This is a genomic window from Pseudomonas sp. LW8, assembly GCF_041956865.1.
Taxonomy (GTDB): Bacteria; Pseudomonadota; Gammaproteobacteria; order Pseudomonadales; family Pseudomonadaceae; genus Aquipseudomonas; species Aquipseudomonas siliginis.
The window spans coordinates 5,201,509-5,217,003 of sequence record NZ_CP168138.1 but is presented as its reverse complement, the minus strand read 5'-3'; the positions used below and the strand labels follow the sequence as shown (position 1 = coordinate 5,217,003).

Below are 15,495 nucleotides of genomic sequence, written 5' to 3'. Positions count from 1 at the left end.
ATCGATGCTTGACAAGATTTCGGCGTAAACGTATGTTTCAAACAACTGTTTGACCGTCACAACAATTCAACACGGTCGTTCATTCCCGGTTACATCAGCAGAGGTTTATCGCTATGCCTGACTACAAGGCCCCCTTGCGTGATATTCGCTTCGTTCGTGACGAACTGCTCGGCTACGAAGCGCACTATCAGAGCCTGCCAGCGTGCGCAGACGCCACGCCGGACATGGTTGACGCCATCCTCGAGGAAGGCGCCAAGTTTTGTGAGCAGGTACTGGCGCCGCTGAACCGCGTGGGCGACATCGAAGGCTGCACCTGGAGCGAGTCCGGCGTGAAAACCCCGACTGGCTTCAAAGAGGCGTACAAGCAATTCGTCGAAGGCGGCTGGCCAAGCCTGGCGCACGACGTCGAGCACGGCGGTCAGGGCCTGCCTGAGTCGCTGGGTCTGGCGGTGAGCGAAATGGTCGGCGAAGCCAACTGGTCGTGGGGCATGTACCCAGGTCTGTCGCACGGTGCGATGAACACCATCTCCGAGCACGGCACCCCAGAGCAGCAGGAAGCCTATCTGACCAAACTGGTCTCCGGCGAATGGACCGGCACCATGTGCCTGACCGAACCGCACTGCGGCACCGACCTGGGCATGCTGCGCACCAAGGCCGAGCCTCAGGCCGACGGTTCCTACAAAGTTTCCGGCACCAAGATCTTCATCTCGGCCGGCGAACACGACATGGCCGATAACATCGTCCACATCGTACTGGCGCGTCTGCCGGATGCTCCGGCTGGCACCAAAGGCATCTCGCTGTTCATCGTTCCAAAGTTCCTGCCAAACGCCGATGGCACCATTGGCGCGCGCAACGCAGTGAGCTGCGGTTCGCTGGAACACAAGATGGGCATCCACGGCAACGCCACTTGCGTGATGAACTTCGACGGCGCCACCGGTTACCTGATCGGCCCGGCGAACAAAGGTCTGAACTGCATGTTCACCTTTATGAACACCGCTCGCCTCGGTACCGCACTGCAAGGTCTGGCTCACGCCGAAATCGGCTTCCAGGGCGGTCTGAAATACGCTCGTGATCGCCTGCAAATGCGCTCGCTGACTGGCCCGAAAGCACCGGACAAGGCCGCTGACCCGATCATCGTCCACCCGGACGTGCGCCGTATGCTGTTGACCATGAAGGCGTTCGCCGAAGGCAATCGCGCGATGGTCTACTTCACTGCGAAGCAGGTCGACATCGTCAAATACGGCGTTGATGAAGAAGAGAAGAAGAAGGCCGACGCACTGCTGGCGTTCATGACCCCGATCGCCAAAGCGTTCATGACCGAAGTCGGTTTCGAAGCCGCCAACCACGGCGTGCAGATCTACGGCGGCCACGGCTTCATCGCCGAGTGGGGCATGGAGCAGAACGTTCGCGACAGCCGCATTTCGATGCTGTACGAAGGCACCACGGGCATCCAGGCCCTCGACCTGCTCGGCCGCAAAGTGCTGATGACTCAAGGCGAGGCTCTGAAAGGCTTCACCAAGATCGTCCACAAGTTCTGCCAGACCAACGAAGGCAACGAAGCCGTCCAGGAATTCGTCGCGCCGCTGGCTGCACTGAATAAAGAGTGGGGCGAGCTAACCATGAAGGTCGGTATGGCTGCCATGAAAGATCGCGAAGAAGTCGGCGCGGCCTCCGTGGATTACCTGATGTACTCCGGTTATGCCTGCCTGGCCTACTTCTGGGCAGACATGGCACGTCTGGCTGCGGAAAAACTGGCTGCCGGCACCAGCGACGAGGCGTTCTACACCGCCAAGCTGCAAACCGCGCGCTTCTACTTCCAGCGCATCCTGCCGCGTACCCGTACGCACGTGGCCACTATGCTGTCGGGTGCTGGCAACCTGATGGACATGAAGGAAGAAGACTTCGCGCTGGGCTACTAAGCCTTAACGCAGTCTGACGAAAACCGCTGCTCCCGTTAGGGGGCAGCGGTTTTTTTGTTTGCGGATCGCTCAGATAGTCGAGCTTCCGGCCGTTACAGAGACCGTGTGTGATCTGGATCACATTGTATGGGCTTGGCCGCACTTTGCAGGCACAATGCCATCTCTTTGCTATGACGGGTCGGAGCTTACCCTTGCCGCGTTCTTCCGCTGTACGTTTCAGCCATTTCCTGCCATCACTGCTGTTATTGCTTGCGGGGCTGGCGGCTGCGTACGTCAAAGACCTCAGCGTATTCTTCACATCGCTGTTCAACGTCCTGCCGACATTGGTTCTGCTCCTCGGTGGCGCGTATTGCGCGGTGTATCGACGTCAGCGCGAACTGTTTCTGATGCTGACGGTGTACATCGCCTACTTTCTGCTGGACACCCAGACAGATTTCTACCGCGACAACGGCAAGGTCCGCGAAGACGCTGCGGTGGTGTTTCATCTGGTCTGCCTGCTGCTGCCGTTGTTGTTCGGATTATTCGCCGCATGGCAGGAACGTACCCATCTGTTTCAGGACATGGTCGCGCGCTTTGCCGTGCTGCTGGCATTTGGCAGCGTGGCGCTGGGACTGGAGCAAAGTTACCCACAGGCGCTGCTGCTGTGGTTGTCGGAGATCCGCTGGCCGGCGCTGCATGGGGCATGGATGAGTCTCATCCAGTTGTCCTATCCGGTGTTCATCTCGGCCTTCCTGCTTCTGGCCTGGCAATACTGGCGCAACCCGCGCCCGTTGCACGCGGCGCAACTGGTTGGCTTGCTCGGTGTGTTCTGGATGCTGCCGAAGACCTTCATTCTGCCGTTCACCCTGAACATCATGTGCAGCCAGGTGATGCTGATGATCGCCGCCGCCGTTGCGCATGAGGCTTACCAAATGGCCTTCCGCGACGAGCTCACCGGCCTGCCGGGACGACGTGCGCTCAACGAACGTATGCAGCGACTGGGGCGCAACTATGTGCTGGCGATGAGCGACGTCGATCATTTCAAGAAATTCAACGACACCCATGGCCACGATGTCGGTGACCAGGTGCTGCGCCTGGTCGCCAGCAAACTGTCGAAAATCAGCGGTGGCGGTAGGGCGTATCGCTACGGCGGTGAGGAATTTGCCTTGGTGTTCGCAGGCAAGACCCTTGAGGAGTGCATGCCGCACCTGGAAGTGATCCGTGAGTCGATCGCCTCCTACAGCATTCAGTTACGCAACCAGGAAAACCGCCCGCAGGATGATCAGCAAGGTCGCCAGCGCCGTAGCGGTTCCGGGGCTTCGGCGGTGTCGGTGACGGTGAGTATCGGCGTCGCCGAACGTGTCGAGCAACGCACCCCTGAAGAAGTGCTCAAGTCCGCCGACCAGGCGTTGTACAGCGCCAAGGGCGCCGGGCGTAACTGCGTCATGGCATTCGGGCAGAACCGCCGTGGCGCGGTGCGCATGGACACTGCTGCGGGTTGAGTGATGACGGCGCATTCAGCGCCTGCACGATGATTGTCGCGCTTGGTGGCCGGCAGTAGGTTGGAGGAATCTGCTGACGGAGAATCCACCATGCCCGAGTACAAAGCTCCCCTGCGCGACATGCGCTTTCTGATCGATCACGTCTTCGACTTCCACTCCAGCTACGCCAGTCTCGGCGCGCATGACGCCAGCCCGGACATGATCAGCGCGATCCTCGAAGAAGGCGCGAAGTTCTGCGAGAACGTGCTGGCCCCGCTCAATCGCAGCGGCGACGAAGAGGGCTGCCATTTCGACAACGGCGTGGTGACAACGCCTACAGGCTTCAAGCAGGCCTTCGCACAATATGTCGAGGGCGGCTGGCATGGATTGGCGGCCGATCCGGCTTACGGTGGCCAAGGGTTGCCGAGTTCGCTGGGGCTGGTGATCAGCGAGATGGTCGGCTCCAGCAACACGTCCTGGGGCATGTACCCCGGCCTGACCCACGGCGCGATGTCGGCGATCCACGCTCACGGTACCGCCGAGCAGAAAGACACCTACCTGAGCAAACTCACCGCTGGCCAGTGGACCGGCACCATGTGCCTGACCGAAGCCCACTGCGGCACCGATCTGGGCATCATCAAGACCCGCGCGGTGCCACGGGCCGACGGCAGCTACGCGATCACCGGCAGCAAGATTTTCATTTCCGCCGGCGAGCATGACCTGAGCGACAACATCATCCATCTGGTCCTGGCCAAGCTGCCGGACGCACCGGCCGGAACCAAGGGCATTTCCCTGTTTATCGTGCCCAAGTTCCTGCCCGATGCAGCAGGCGAAGCGGGAGAGCGCAATGGCGTTTCCTGCGGCTCGATCGAGCACAAGATGGGCATCAAGGCTTCAGCCACCTGCGTGCTGAATTTCGATGCCGCCACGGGTTACCTGATCGGCGAGCCGAACAAGGGCCTCAACTGCATGTTCACCATGATGAACCACGCGCGGCTTGGTACTGGCATGCAGGGTCTGTGTCTGGGCGAGGCGAGTTTTCAGGGTGCGATCAAGTACGCCAACGACCGCCTACAGATGCGCGCGCTGACCGGCGCCAAGGCCCCGGAAAAACCTGCCGATCCGATCATCGTCCACCCCGATGTGCGGCGCATGTTGCTGACCATGAAAGCCTTCAACGAAGGCAACCGCGCGCTGACCTATTTCACCGCGCAGATGCTCGACGTCGCGCACCTGAGCAGCGACGCCGAGGCGCGTCAGGAGGCTGAAGACCTGTTGGCGTTCCTCACGCCGATCTGCAAGGCGTTCATGACCGACACCGGGCTGGAAGTGACCAATCACGGCATGCAAGTATTCGGCGGCCACGGCTTCATTCGTGAGTGGGGCATGGAGCAAATGGTGCGCGATTGCCGGATTGCGCCGATCTATGAGGGCACCAACGGCATTCAAGCGCTGGACCTGCTTGGGCGCAAGGTGCTGGGCAGTCAGGGCAAGCTGCTGCGGGGCTTTACCAAAATCGTCCACAAGTTCTGCGCAGCGAACGCCGACCACGCGCAATTGGGCAGCTTCGTCGCGCAACTCAACGGGCTCAACCAACAGTGGGGCGACCTGACCATGAAGGTCGGCATGGCGGCCATGAAGAACCCGGACGAAGTCGGCGCTGCATCGGTGGATTACCTGATGTACAGCGGATACATCATCCTGGGCTACCTGTGGCTGCGCATGGCGTTGGTGGCCCAGGCACAGCTGGAGGCGGGCGAGGGTGAGGCTGATTTCCTCAAGGGCAAACTGGCGACGTGCGAGTTCTACTTCAAGCGCTTGCTGCCGCGTACGGCTGCGCATCAGGCGGCGATCGAGGCGGGGAGTGATTGTTTGATGAATTTGCCGGCGCAGGCGTTTGCTTTGTAGGGCAGATCGAAAGATCGCGGCGATCTTTTTCCGGTGACCAAAAATAACAAATCAGTCACCGGTTGACCCTATGTGTCGCAAAAGTTGTTGAGGTACACTCCGGATCAACGAAAACATCATTCCACGAACCACCTGTTTAGATCTTGCGAGGTTTGCCATGGCTGACTACAAAGCGCCGCTGCGCGATATGCGCTTCGTCCTCAATGAAGTGTTCGAAGTCGCCAAACTCTGGGCCGAGCTGCCGGCGCTGGCCGAGACCGTCGACGCCGAAACCGTTGAAGCGATTCTCGAAGAGGCCGGCAAGGTCACCAGCAAAAGCATCGCGCCACTGAGCCGTGCCGCTGACGAGGAAGGTTGCCATTGGGCGGACGGTGCCGTCACCACGCCGGCCGGTTTCCCACAGGCCTATCAGACTTATGCTGAAGGCGGTTGGGTCGGTGTTGGCGGCGATCCGGCCTACGGCGGCATGGGCATGCCCAAAGCCGTGTCGGCGCAGGTCGAAGAAATGGTCAACTCCGCAAGCCTGGCGTTCGGTCTGTATCCGATGCTGACCGCCGGCGCCTGCCTGTCGATCAATGCCCACGCCAGTGAAGAACTGAAAGCTGCGTACCTGCCGAACATGTACGCCGGCATCTGGGCCGGTTCCATGTGCCTGACCGAGCCGCACGCCGGCACCGATCTGGGGATCATTCGCACCAAAGCCGAACCTCAGGCCGACGGTTCCTACAAGGTCAGCGGCACCAAGATCTTCATCACTGGCGGCGAGCACGACCTCACCGAAAACATCATTCACCTGGTACTGGCCAAGCTGCCTGACGCGCCGGCCGGTCCAAAAGGTATTTCGCTGTTCCTGGTGCCGAAGTTCATGGTCAATGCCGACGGCAGCCTCGGTGCGCGTAACCCGGCCAACTGCGGTTCGATCGAGCACAAGATGGGCATTCAGGCCTCGGCGACCTGCGTGATGAACTTCGACGAAGCCGTGGGTTATTTGGTCGGCGAGCCGAACAAAGGCCTGGCGGCGATGTTCACCATGATGAACTACGAGCGCCTGGGTGTTGGTATTCAAGGCCTGGCCACGGGCGAGCGCTCTTATCAGAACGCTGTTGAATACGCGCGCGATCGTCTGCAGAGTCGTTCGCCGACCGGTGCGCAGAACAAGGACAAAGTCGCCGACCCGATCATCGTCCACCCGGACGTGCGACGCATGCTGCTGACCATGAAAGCCTCGAACGAAGGCGGCCGTGCGTTCTCCACGTATGTGGCGATGCAACTGGACACCGCCAAGTTCAGCGAAGACGCGACCACCCGCAAACGCGCGGAAGATCTGGTGGCGCTGCTGACGCCGGTAGCGAAAGCTTTCCTGACCGACCTGGGTCTGGAAACCACCGTCCACGGCCAGCAGATTTTTGGTGGCCACGGCTACATCCGCGAGTGGGGCCAGGAACAACTGGTGCGTGATGTGCGCATCACCCAGATCTACGAAGGCACCAACGGCATTCAGGCGCTGGACCTGGTCGGGCGCAAGATCGTTGGCAGTGGCGGCGCGTTCTACCAGCTGTTCGCTGACGAGATCCGCCATTTCACCGCAACCGCCAGCGCCGATCTGGGCGAGTTCACCAAGCCGTTGAACGATGCCGTCGACACCCTCGACGAGTTGACCGCGTGGCTGCTGGACCGGGCGAAAAACAATCCGAACGAAATCGGCGCGGCCTCGGTCGAATATTTGCAAGCGTTCGGCTACACCGCTTACGCCTACATGTGGGCGTTGATGGCCAAAGCCGCGCTGGGCAAGGAAGCGCAGGAGGATTTCTATGCGAGCAAGCTGGGCACCGCGCGCTTCTATTTCGCCCGCCTGCTGCCGCGTATCCACTCGTTGAGCGCGTCGGTCAAGGCCGGTAGCGAGTCGCTGTTCCTGCTGGATGCGGCACAGTTTTGATCCTGTAGACGTCATGTAAGCATTTGCTTACGTGACGTGCTGCTGTTCTCCCATATCCGTATATTGGATCCACGGCTAATCTACATTTCATGGACGTCGCGCAGGAAGCGCAAAGTAAACAACACGGACACGTAGGATTCTGCCAGGGTGGCGGAGTGAAATGGATGTCAGGGAAACAGTCTGCAAAGCCCCGCTTCGGCGGGGTTTTCTTTTGCCTGAAGAAAAGTTTCAGGCGAGCGGATCGAGGGGCTGCTTGGTTTCGCGATCGATCACCTCTTCAAGCAATGTCCGCAGCAATGCCAACGAGGCCTGCTGGCGTTGTACATCACGGCACACCAGGCCAACTTGCAACGGCACCCGTGGCTCGCTCAGCGGTTTCCACAGCAGATCTTCATCGTCGTATTCCTTTTGCGAACGTCCCGGTAGCACCGTTGCCAGCCTGGTGTGCGGCAGGCTGTCGAGAATCCCCAGCATAGTGTTCAGCTCGGCCTGCACCTGCGGGCGTCGTCCGAGGCTGGTCAGTTGTGCCTGCCAGATCTGTCGGATCTGGAACTCTTCGCCGAGCAGCAACATGGGCAGCTCAGCAGCCTGGCGCATCGAGACCTTCTTGAACTCGCGCAAGGGATGGTCCGCCGGGATGACCAGCGTCAGTTCATCTTCGTACAGCAACACACCGTGCAGACCGGGTTGGCGCGGTGGCAGATAGCTGATGCCGATGTCCAGGGAACCATTGAGCAGACGCCGTTCGATTTCCAGCCCGGTCAGTTCATAGATTTGTACCACCAGATGCGGCTGCGCCTTGCGCACACGCTCGAGCATCTGCGGCACAAGGCTGGTGTGCACCGTTTGCAACACACCGATCGCCAGTGTGCGCAGTGCCTGACCCTTGAAACTACCCAACGCCTCGCGCGCCCGCTGCAAGCCATCGAGCAATGGCAACGCGTGGTTGTACAGCGTATGCGCAGCGAGGGTCGGCAGCAGGCGTTTACTGCTGCGTTCGAACAGGGTTACGTCGAGGTTCTGCTCCAGCTGACGGATCTGTTGCGACAGCGCCGGTTGCGAGATCGACAAGCGCTCAGCCGCACGGCCGACATGGCCTTCTTCGTAGACCGCGACGAAATAACGCAGTTGTTTGAAATCCATAAGTAGCGCTTATCGAAATGGCTGAGAAATCGAAATGGCCTGAAGCCGTTTGCGCGCCTAGTCTAACCGCATTCACAAGGCTTGCAGGGCCAGAAAGCGTGACGAGTTCCATTTGCTTCGTTCGTGATTACATAGGCAGTTCAAAAAACCTCCAGCGAGGTTTTTCCGCATGAATCTGTTCAGTTTGCGGCGTCAGACGCCGAGTCTGGATGACCTCTGCTTCGAGGCGGGGCCATCCGCTATGACCGACCATCTCAATGCCCAACGCCTGATGCCCAGCGTCGATCGGCCGCAACAAGTGTTCGTTCGCGGCCAGGGTTCATGGCTATGGGACAGCAACGATCGCGCCTACCTCGACTTTTCCCAGGCCGGCGGCGCCAACAGCCTTGGCCACAGCCCCACGGCGCTGGTCAAAGCCATCGCCAATCAGGCCCAGGCGCTGATCAATCCAGGCTGCAATCTGCACAATCGCGGCATGCTCAGCCTCGCCGAGCGTCTGTGCGCCAGCACGTCCAGCGAACAGGCGTATCTGCTCAACAGTGGCAGCGAGGCTTGTGAGGCGGCGATCAAACTGGCGCGCAAATGGGGGCAGCTGCATCGCGGCGGCGCCTCGCGGATCATCATGGCTGAGCAGGGTTGTCATGGCCGCAGTCTGGCGACGATTGATCGAGTGCCATTCAACGACCTGCCGGCGCTGCATGCGGCGGTGGACGCGCAGACCGTGGCGATCATGCTGGAGCCGATCCAGAGCGATGCCGGGGTCATTCCCGCGACCGGGCACTACCTCAAAGGGGTCGAGCGACTGTGCCGTGAACTGGGCATTCTGCTGATTCTCGACGAAGTGCAGACCGGTATCGGCCGCTGCGGCAGCTTGCTCGCCGAACAGTCCTACGGTATTCGCGGCGATATCGTCGTGCTCGGCAAAGGCCTCGGCGGCGGCTTGCCGCTGGCGGCCTTGCTGGCGCGAGGCAAGGCCTGTTGTTTCGCCATCGGCGAGCTGAGCGGCACCCATCACGGCAACGCATTGATGACGGCGGCCGGTCTGGTAGTGCTCGACAGCATCCATGACCGCAGCTTTCTCCAGCAGGTTAACGACAGCGGCCAGCATTTGCGCGAAGGCCTTGCGCGACTGGCGCACCGCTACGGCCACGGCGAGTTGCGCGGCCAAGGCCTGTTTTACGGGTTGACGCTGTCCGACGAATGCGCCGACGCCGTCGTCCATGCCGCACTTCACGAAGGCCTGATATTGAACGCCGCGCAGCCTGACTGCCTGCGCTTCACCCCGGCCCTCACTGTCAGCAAAGCCAACATCGACGAAATGCTCCTGCGCCTGGGCCGCGCCTTCTCGCGAGTGCGCACCGCCCAAGTGCAATGTCGCAAGGGCATTGCCGTGTGAGCTGAGCAGCCCCAACCGATTACCCGAACCGTCTCGCGGTATAACGCACGCCCCACGCCTGATTCTTTTGGCGTGGGGCGTTTTTTTGTGGTGCTGGCGATCAAATAGCAAGCGTAATGAACCCTGACGAACGGCGCAGGTCGATTAGCTTGTATGGCTCAAGTGAGCCAACCCCCATTCAGGAGCTGCCCCATGGATTTCATTCGTATCATCATCGCTATTCTGTTGCCGCCACTGGGCGTGTTTCTGCAGGTCGGGTTTGGCGGGGCGTTCTGGCTGAACATTCTGCTGACGCTGTGCGGCTACATTCCGGGGATCGTGCATGCGGTGTATATCATCGCCAAGCGTTGAGTCCAGCGGCGTCTGATCAATAGCTATCGCGGGCAAGCCCGCTCCCACAGTGTTATGAGTGATCACAATTTTTGTGTACACCAAATAACCTGTGGGAGCGGGCTTGCCCGCGATTGGAGCGACGCAGTCTCAAAGTGAGGGCTCAGTCAGTTAGCCCCATCACTCGCCGATAAAACGTCCACTCCTGCTCCAGCGCATGCGCCTGGTTGGCCGCGCGGCGGAAGCCGTGGCGTTCGTCAGGGTAGTAATGCGCCTCGACCGGGATGCCGTTGTGCTCCAGCGCCGCGACCATGTCGCGGGTTTGTTGCGGCACGACCACCGCGTCCAGTTCACCTTGAAAGAAAATCACCGGCACGCGAATGTTGTCTGCGTGCAGCAGTGGCGTGCGGGAGGCATAGCGTTCGGCATCTCCTTCGGGATCGCCGATCAGCCAATCCAGATAATCGCCCTCGAACTTGTGCGTGGCCCGGGCCAACGCGACCGGATCGCTGACGCCGTAGAGGCTGGCGCCTGCGCGGAAAACCTGCCTGAACGCCAGTGCACACAACGTGGTGTAACCACCTGCACTGCCACCGCGAATGAACGCGCGGTCACCATCGATCAAACCTTGGCCAGCGAGATAGCTGACCACCGCGCATGCATCCTCGACATCCACCTCGCCCCAGCGCAGATGCAGCGCTTGGCGATATTCGCGACCATAGCCACTGCTGCCGCGATAGTTGAGGTCGGCGACAGCAAAGCCGCGCTGCGTCCAGTACTGGATGCGCGGGTCGAGTATCGGATAGCACGCCGACGTCGGGCCGCCGTGGATAAACACCACCAGCGGCGGTTTCGCTTCACCGCTCATGGCCGGGTAGAAGAAACCATGCGCCTCGCCGGAGCCGCTCGGATAACGCAAGGTCTGCGGACGGCTGATGCGTTCGGCAGGCAATGGAGCCACGCCGCCAGCGAGGATTTTCACGGCATGCGAGACACGATCAATGGCGATCACTGCCGACGGGCTGGTCGGCGATGCAGCGATGCAATAGATGAATTGTTGATCCATCGCCAAGTGGCGGAAGCGGCTGTAGTCACCGCTGAAATCTTCACTTCCAAGGGCCAGGCGACCGAAACCATCCTCGCTCCAACTGGCTAAAAATTGATCACCGACAGGCAGCCACGTGCAGCCGCCTAGCTGCCACGGCGCGGGCGCGTGATCGGCCGCGACGCTGGCCAGCGCTTTCAGGCCATCGGTCGTTTCGCCCCACGGCTGCCAGTAGCCGTCACGGTCCGTCAGGCAATAGAGCCGCCCATCAGCGTCGAATCGCGGCTGCTGGATCGACTCCTCCATCTGCGTACCGGCAACACAGCGAGGCGCAGAAAAATCGCCTTGCGCGACCATCAAGCGCGTCGAGGTCCACGGCTGATGCGGGCGACTCCACTCGATCCACGCCAGCCGCTGGCCATCGGGGCTGAGCGTTGGTGACGCATAAAAATCCGCACCCTCGGCCAGCACCTGTCGCGTACCGGTCGCCAGATCAATTGCCACCAGGCGATGCCGATCCTGCTGCTCTTCAACCGCCAATACCCGGCCAGCGGCGAATTGCAGATCGCCGTAGCGGCAGTCAGTCGACGTCAGCGCGACCGGCTCGCCATCCAGCGCCTGCCGATACATCTGCTGATCCGCTTCATTGACGAAAACCACCCCGTCAGGCGTCAGACAAAACGCACCACCGCCATATTCGTACACGCGGCTACGCACGCTGAAGCCGTCCGGCGTCAGACGTTTCGCTGCGCCATCGCGCCAATGCCAGATCCGGCATGCGGCATCCTCGGGGCGGTATTCATTCCAGAACACACCATGGGCGCCGAGCTGCAGTCCGGCGAAGTCGGTTCCGGCGGCGACGGCCTGGGCGGCGCTGAAAGGCTCAGCCCTTGGCGATGAGGCGTGAGTTTCGTTCATTGCGAAAGGCCAATTGTTCGATGGTTTGAGTGGCGGTCTCGGCTTCTTCGCGGGCCTTGAGGATCACGCCGTGATGTTCGGACTTGCTGCACACCGGGTCGGCATTACTGGCGTCGCCGGTGAGCATGAACGCCTGGCAGCGGCAGCCGCCGAAGTCTTTTTCTTTCTCGTCGCAAGAGCGGCACGGCTCGGGCATCCAGTCGTAACCGCGAAAACGGTTGAAGCCGAACGAGTCATACCAGATGTGTTGCATGCTGTGATCGCGCACGTTGGGAAACTGCACCGGCATCTGGCGGGCACCATGGCAGGGCAGGGCGGTGCCGTCCGGGGTGACGGTCAGGAAGATGCTGCCCCAGCCGTTCATGCAGGCTTTCGGGCGTTCTTCGTAATAGTCCGGAGTGACGAAAATCAGCTTGCACGGATGCCCTTCGGCTTCCAGCCTGGCCCGGTATTCGTTGGTGATGCGTTCGGCGCGCACCAGTTGCTCCTTGGTCGGCAGCAGGCCAACACGGTTGAGCTGCGCCCAGCCGTAGAACTGGCAAGTGGCGAGTTCGACGAAGTCGGCCTCCAGCGCAATGCACAGTTCGATAATGCGGTCGATCTTGTCGATGTTGTGCCGATGGGTGACGAAGTTCAGCACCATCGGATAACCGTGGGCCTTGACTGCGCGAGCCATTTCCAGCTTTTGCGCAAAGGCCTTTTTCGAACCGGCGAGCAGGTTGTTCACTTGCTCGTCGCTGGCCTGAAAACTGATCTGGATGTGATCGAGCCCGGCCTTTTTGAAGTCGCTGATTTTCTGCTCGGTCAGGCCAATGCCGGAGGTGATCAGGTTGGTGTAGAAACCCAGCTGCCGCGCTTCATGGATCAGTTCGGCCAAGTCCTGACGCACCAGCGGTTCGCCCCCGGAAAAGCCCAATTGCGCCGCGCCCATCTCCCGCGCTTCGCGGAACACCTTGATCCATTGCTCGGTGGTCAGCTCTTTGCCCTGCTCGGCGAAATCCAGTGGGTTCGAGCAATACGGGCATTGCAGCGGGCAGCGGTAGGTCAGCTCGGCGAGCAACCAAAGGGGCAGGCCGACTTCAGGTTTCGGCGGTACTTGCACTGACGAATCAGGCAAGTTCGATCCAGTGCTGCGCACGGGCAACCTCCATGAATTGCTCGATGTCGTCACCGAGCTCGGGCACGCCGGGGAACTGCTCGTCGAGTTTGGCAATGATCGCCGCGACATCGCGTTCACCATCAATCAAGCCGCCGATCAGTGCGGCGCTGTCGTTGAGTTTGATCATGCCTTCAGGGTAGAGCAGCACGTGACCCTTTTGCGCCGGCTCGTATTGGAAGCGATAGCCCGGGCGCCAGCTCGGCACTTTGCTGCGGTCGAAACTCATAAGATGATTCCTTTATGCCAGACCCGTTGTTCGGTCACGCTGTGATACGGCGGACGGTTCAGTTCGTAGGCCATGCTCATGGCATCGAGCATGCTCCAAAGAATGTCCAGTTTGAACTGGAGAATTTCCAGCATGCGCTCCTGGCCTTCGCGGGTCTTGTAGTGCTCGAGGGTGATCGCCAGCCCATGTTCGACGTCACGCCGCGCCTGACCGAGGCGGGTGCGGAAATATTCATAACCGGCCGGGTCGATCCATGGGTAATGCTGCGGCCAACTGTCCAGACGCGACTGGTGGATCTGCGGCGCGAACAGTTCGGTCAGCGAGCTGCTGGCGGCCTCCTGCCAACTGGCGCGACGGGCGAAGTTGACGTAGGCATCGACGGCGAAACGCACGCCGGGCAGCACCAGTTCCTGGGAGCGCAGTTGGTCCGGGTCGAGGCCAACAGCCTGGCCCAGACGCAGCCAGGCTTCGATGCCGCCATCTTCACCGGGGGCGCCGTCGTGGTCGAGCAAGCGCTGAATCCACTCGCGGCGGATTTCCCGATCCGGGCAATTGGCGAGGATCGCTGCGTCCTTCAGGGGAATGTTCACCTGATAGTAGAAGCGGTTGGCGACCCAGCCCTGAATCTGCTCGCGGGTCGCGCGGCCTTCGTACATCGCCACGTGGTAAGGGTGGTAGATGTGGTAGTAGGCGCCCTTGGCGCGCAGGGCCGCTTCGAATTCGGCGGGGGACAGCGGGGTGTCGGTCATTGCGGTTCTCCGGGGAACAACCGTTGGATTCTGTGGTGTCTGTCAGGACGTCATCGCTGGCAAGCCAGCTCCCACAGGTTTTGTGTACGCCACAGAGCCAATGTGGGAGCGAGCTTGCTCGCGAAGTGGCCGGTCGCTACAACACAATACTCATGCCGTCGTACGCTACTTCAACGTCACGCCGCGCCAGTTCGGCACGCTCCGGCGAATCCTCGTCGAGGATCGGGTTGGTGTTGTTGATGTGGATAAGTACCTTGCGCTGCTCGGGCAACTGCTCCAGCACTTCGAGCATACCGCCGGGGCCGTTCTGCGCCAGATGGCCCATCTCGCGACCGGTGCGGGTGCCGACGCCACGGCGCTGCATTTCATCGTCATCCCACAGCGTGCCGTCGACCAGCAGGCAATCGCTGCCCGCCATGATTTCCAGCAACGGCGCATCGACCTTGCCCAGTCCCGGCGCGTAGAACAGCTTGCCGCCAGTGTTGAGGTCTTCAACGATCAAACCGATGTTGTCGCCCGGATGCGGATCGAAGCGGTGCGGCGAATACGGCGGCGCGGCGCTGCGCAACGGCAACGGGGTGAAACGCAGATTCGGGCAGGCGGCTACGGTGAAGCTCTGGTCGAGCTCGATACGGTTCCAGTCCAGCCCGCCGTTCCAGTGGGTGAGCATCTTGAACAGGGGAAAACCGGTGCTCAGGTCTTCCTGAACCATGTCCGTGCACCAGACCTGATGCGGGCATCCTTCGCGCAGACTGAGCAGGCCGGTGGTGTGGTCGATCTGGCTGTCCATCAGGATGATCGCGCTGATGCCGGTGTCGCGCAGCGCCCGGCCCGGTTGCATCGGGGCGAAGCTTTGCAGTTGCGCGCGGATGTCCGGCGAGGCATTGCACAGCACCCAGTTCACGCCGTCATCGGAAATGGCGATGGACGATTGGGTGCGGGCCTTGGCATTCAGGCTGCCGTCGAGAAAGCCTGCGCAGTTGACGCAGTTGCAGTTCCACTGCGGAAAACCGCCACCGGCGGCCGAACCCAGAATCTGGACGAACATGAACGCTCCATCATTTCAACGCGGAAAATAAAACGCCTCGGCGAGCCGAGGCGTTGCACTGCGATTCTGCGTAGGCAGAACTCAGCGGCTGGCGAAGTACATGGTGACTTCGAAGCCGATACGCAGGTCGGTGTAAGCAGGTTTGGTCCAGGCCATGAGATGTCTCCTTCTGAGGGTTGGGATAGCGCTATCCATAGTTATAGTCCACGGCAGCGCGGTGATGTTCCAATTAGTTAGGCGGCTATGTTACTCAAAATT

The 15,495-nt window shown here is 60.8% G+C and carries 13 protein-coding genes; 6 read left to right on the top strand and 7 right to left on the bottom strand.

What is annotated here, in order from left to right; translation table 11 throughout:
* Positions 1-113: 113 nt before the first annotated feature.
* The 4 genes from AB9L16_RS23665 (at position 114) to AB9L16_RS23650 (ending at position 7,223) form a co-directional block, all read left to right on the top strand.
* On the top strand, positions 114-1,919 hold the full coding sequence (locus AB9L16_RS23665) for a phenylacyl-CoA dehydrogenase (RefSeq protein WP_024014564.1): 1,806 nt from the start codon (positions 114-116) through the stop codon (positions 1,917-1,919).
* A 191-nt stretch (positions 1,920-2,110) separates the two neighbouring features.
* Positions 2,111-3,400, top strand: a complete 1,290-nt coding sequence (locus tag AB9L16_RS23660; protein WP_041476719.1) for a GGDEF domain-containing protein — start codon at positions 2,111-2,113, stop codon at positions 3,398-3,400.
* A gap of 90 nt (positions 3,401-3,490) precedes the next feature.
* Positions 3,491-5,287: an acyl-CoA dehydrogenase C-terminal domain-containing protein gene (locus tag AB9L16_RS23655; protein WP_375122782.1), complete on the top strand. Its 1,797-nt coding sequence runs from the start codon at positions 3,491-3,493 to the stop codon at positions 5,285-5,287.
* A 157-nt stretch (positions 5,288-5,444) separates the two neighbouring features.
* Positions 5,445-7,223 (top strand): acyl-CoA dehydrogenase C-terminal domain-containing protein, encoded by a 1,779-nt coding sequence (locus AB9L16_RS23650; protein ID WP_041476717.1) that lies wholly within the window; start codon positions 5,445-5,447, stop codon positions 7,221-7,223.
* 228 nt (positions 7,224-7,451) lie between these two features.
* Here AB9L16_RS23650 and AB9L16_RS23645 read toward each other — a convergent pair whose 3' ends face one another.
* Positions 7,452-8,366 carry a LysR family transcriptional regulator gene (locus tag AB9L16_RS23645; protein WP_056786630.1) on the bottom strand — a complete coding sequence of 305 codons (915 nt, stop codon included), beginning with the start codon at positions 8,364-8,366 and terminating at the stop codon, positions 7,452-7,454.
* A 169-nt stretch (positions 8,367-8,535) separates the two neighbouring features.
* On the opposite strand from AB9L16_RS23645, the gene AB9L16_RS23640 reads away from it, so the two are divergent.
* Both AB9L16_RS23640 and AB9L16_RS23635 read left to right on the top strand, forming a co-directional pair.
* Positions 8,536-9,762 (top strand): aspartate aminotransferase family protein, encoded by a 1,227-nt coding sequence (locus AB9L16_RS23640; RefSeq protein ID WP_095181399.1) that lies wholly within the window; start codon positions 8,536-8,538, stop codon positions 9,760-9,762.
* Positions 9,763-9,954: 192 nt separating this feature from the next.
* On the top strand, positions 9,955-10,113 hold the full coding sequence (locus AB9L16_RS23635) for a YqaE/Pmp3 family membrane protein (RefSeq protein WP_003228885.1): 159 nt from the start codon (positions 9,955-9,957) through the stop codon (positions 10,111-10,113).
* A 142-nt stretch (positions 10,114-10,255) separates the two neighbouring features.
* Here the strand turns inward: AB9L16_RS23635 and AB9L16_RS23630 are convergent, their stop codons facing one another.
* From AB9L16_RS23630 to pqqA, 6 genes are all read right to left on the bottom strand, one after another.
* Complete coding sequence (locus AB9L16_RS23630; protein WP_375122781.1) at positions 10,256-12,055, bottom strand: prolyl oligopeptidase family serine peptidase; 1,800 nt, start codon at positions 12,053-12,055, stop codon at positions 10,256-10,258.
* Positions 12,021-13,193, bottom strand: a complete 1,173-nt coding sequence (gene pqqE / locus AB9L16_RS23625; protein ID WP_095181401.1) for a pyrroloquinoline quinone biosynthesis protein PqqE — start codon at positions 13,191-13,193, stop codon at positions 12,021-12,023. The genes AB9L16_RS23630 and pqqE overlap by 35 nt, the downstream gene beginning before the upstream one ends.
* Positions 13,165-13,440: a pyrroloquinoline quinone biosynthesis peptide chaperone PqqD gene (gene pqqD, locus AB9L16_RS23620; RefSeq protein WP_056786642.1), complete on the bottom strand. Its 276-nt coding sequence runs from the start codon at positions 13,438-13,440 to the stop codon at positions 13,165-13,167. The genes pqqE and pqqD overlap by 29 nt, the downstream gene beginning before the upstream one ends.
* A complete protein-coding gene (gene pqqC, locus AB9L16_RS23615) occupies positions 13,437-14,189 on the bottom strand; it encodes a pyrroloquinoline-quinone synthase PqqC (RefSeq protein WP_039757691.1) in 753 nt (250 codons plus the stop codon). The genes pqqD and pqqC overlap by 4 nt, the downstream gene beginning before the upstream one ends.
* 136 nt (positions 14,190-14,325) lie before the next feature.
* Positions 14,326-15,237, bottom strand: a complete 912-nt coding sequence (pqqB, locus tag AB9L16_RS23610) for a pyrroloquinoline quinone biosynthesis protein PqqB (protein WP_375122780.1) — start codon at positions 15,235-15,237, stop codon at positions 14,326-14,328.
* An 81-nt stretch (positions 15,238-15,318) separates the two neighbouring features.
* Complete coding sequence (gene pqqA, locus AB9L16_RS23605) at positions 15,319-15,393, bottom strand: pyrroloquinoline quinone precursor peptide PqqA (protein WP_003444522.1); 75 nt, start codon at positions 15,391-15,393, stop codon at positions 15,319-15,321.
* Between the last annotated feature and the right edge of the window lie 102 nt (positions 15,394-15,495).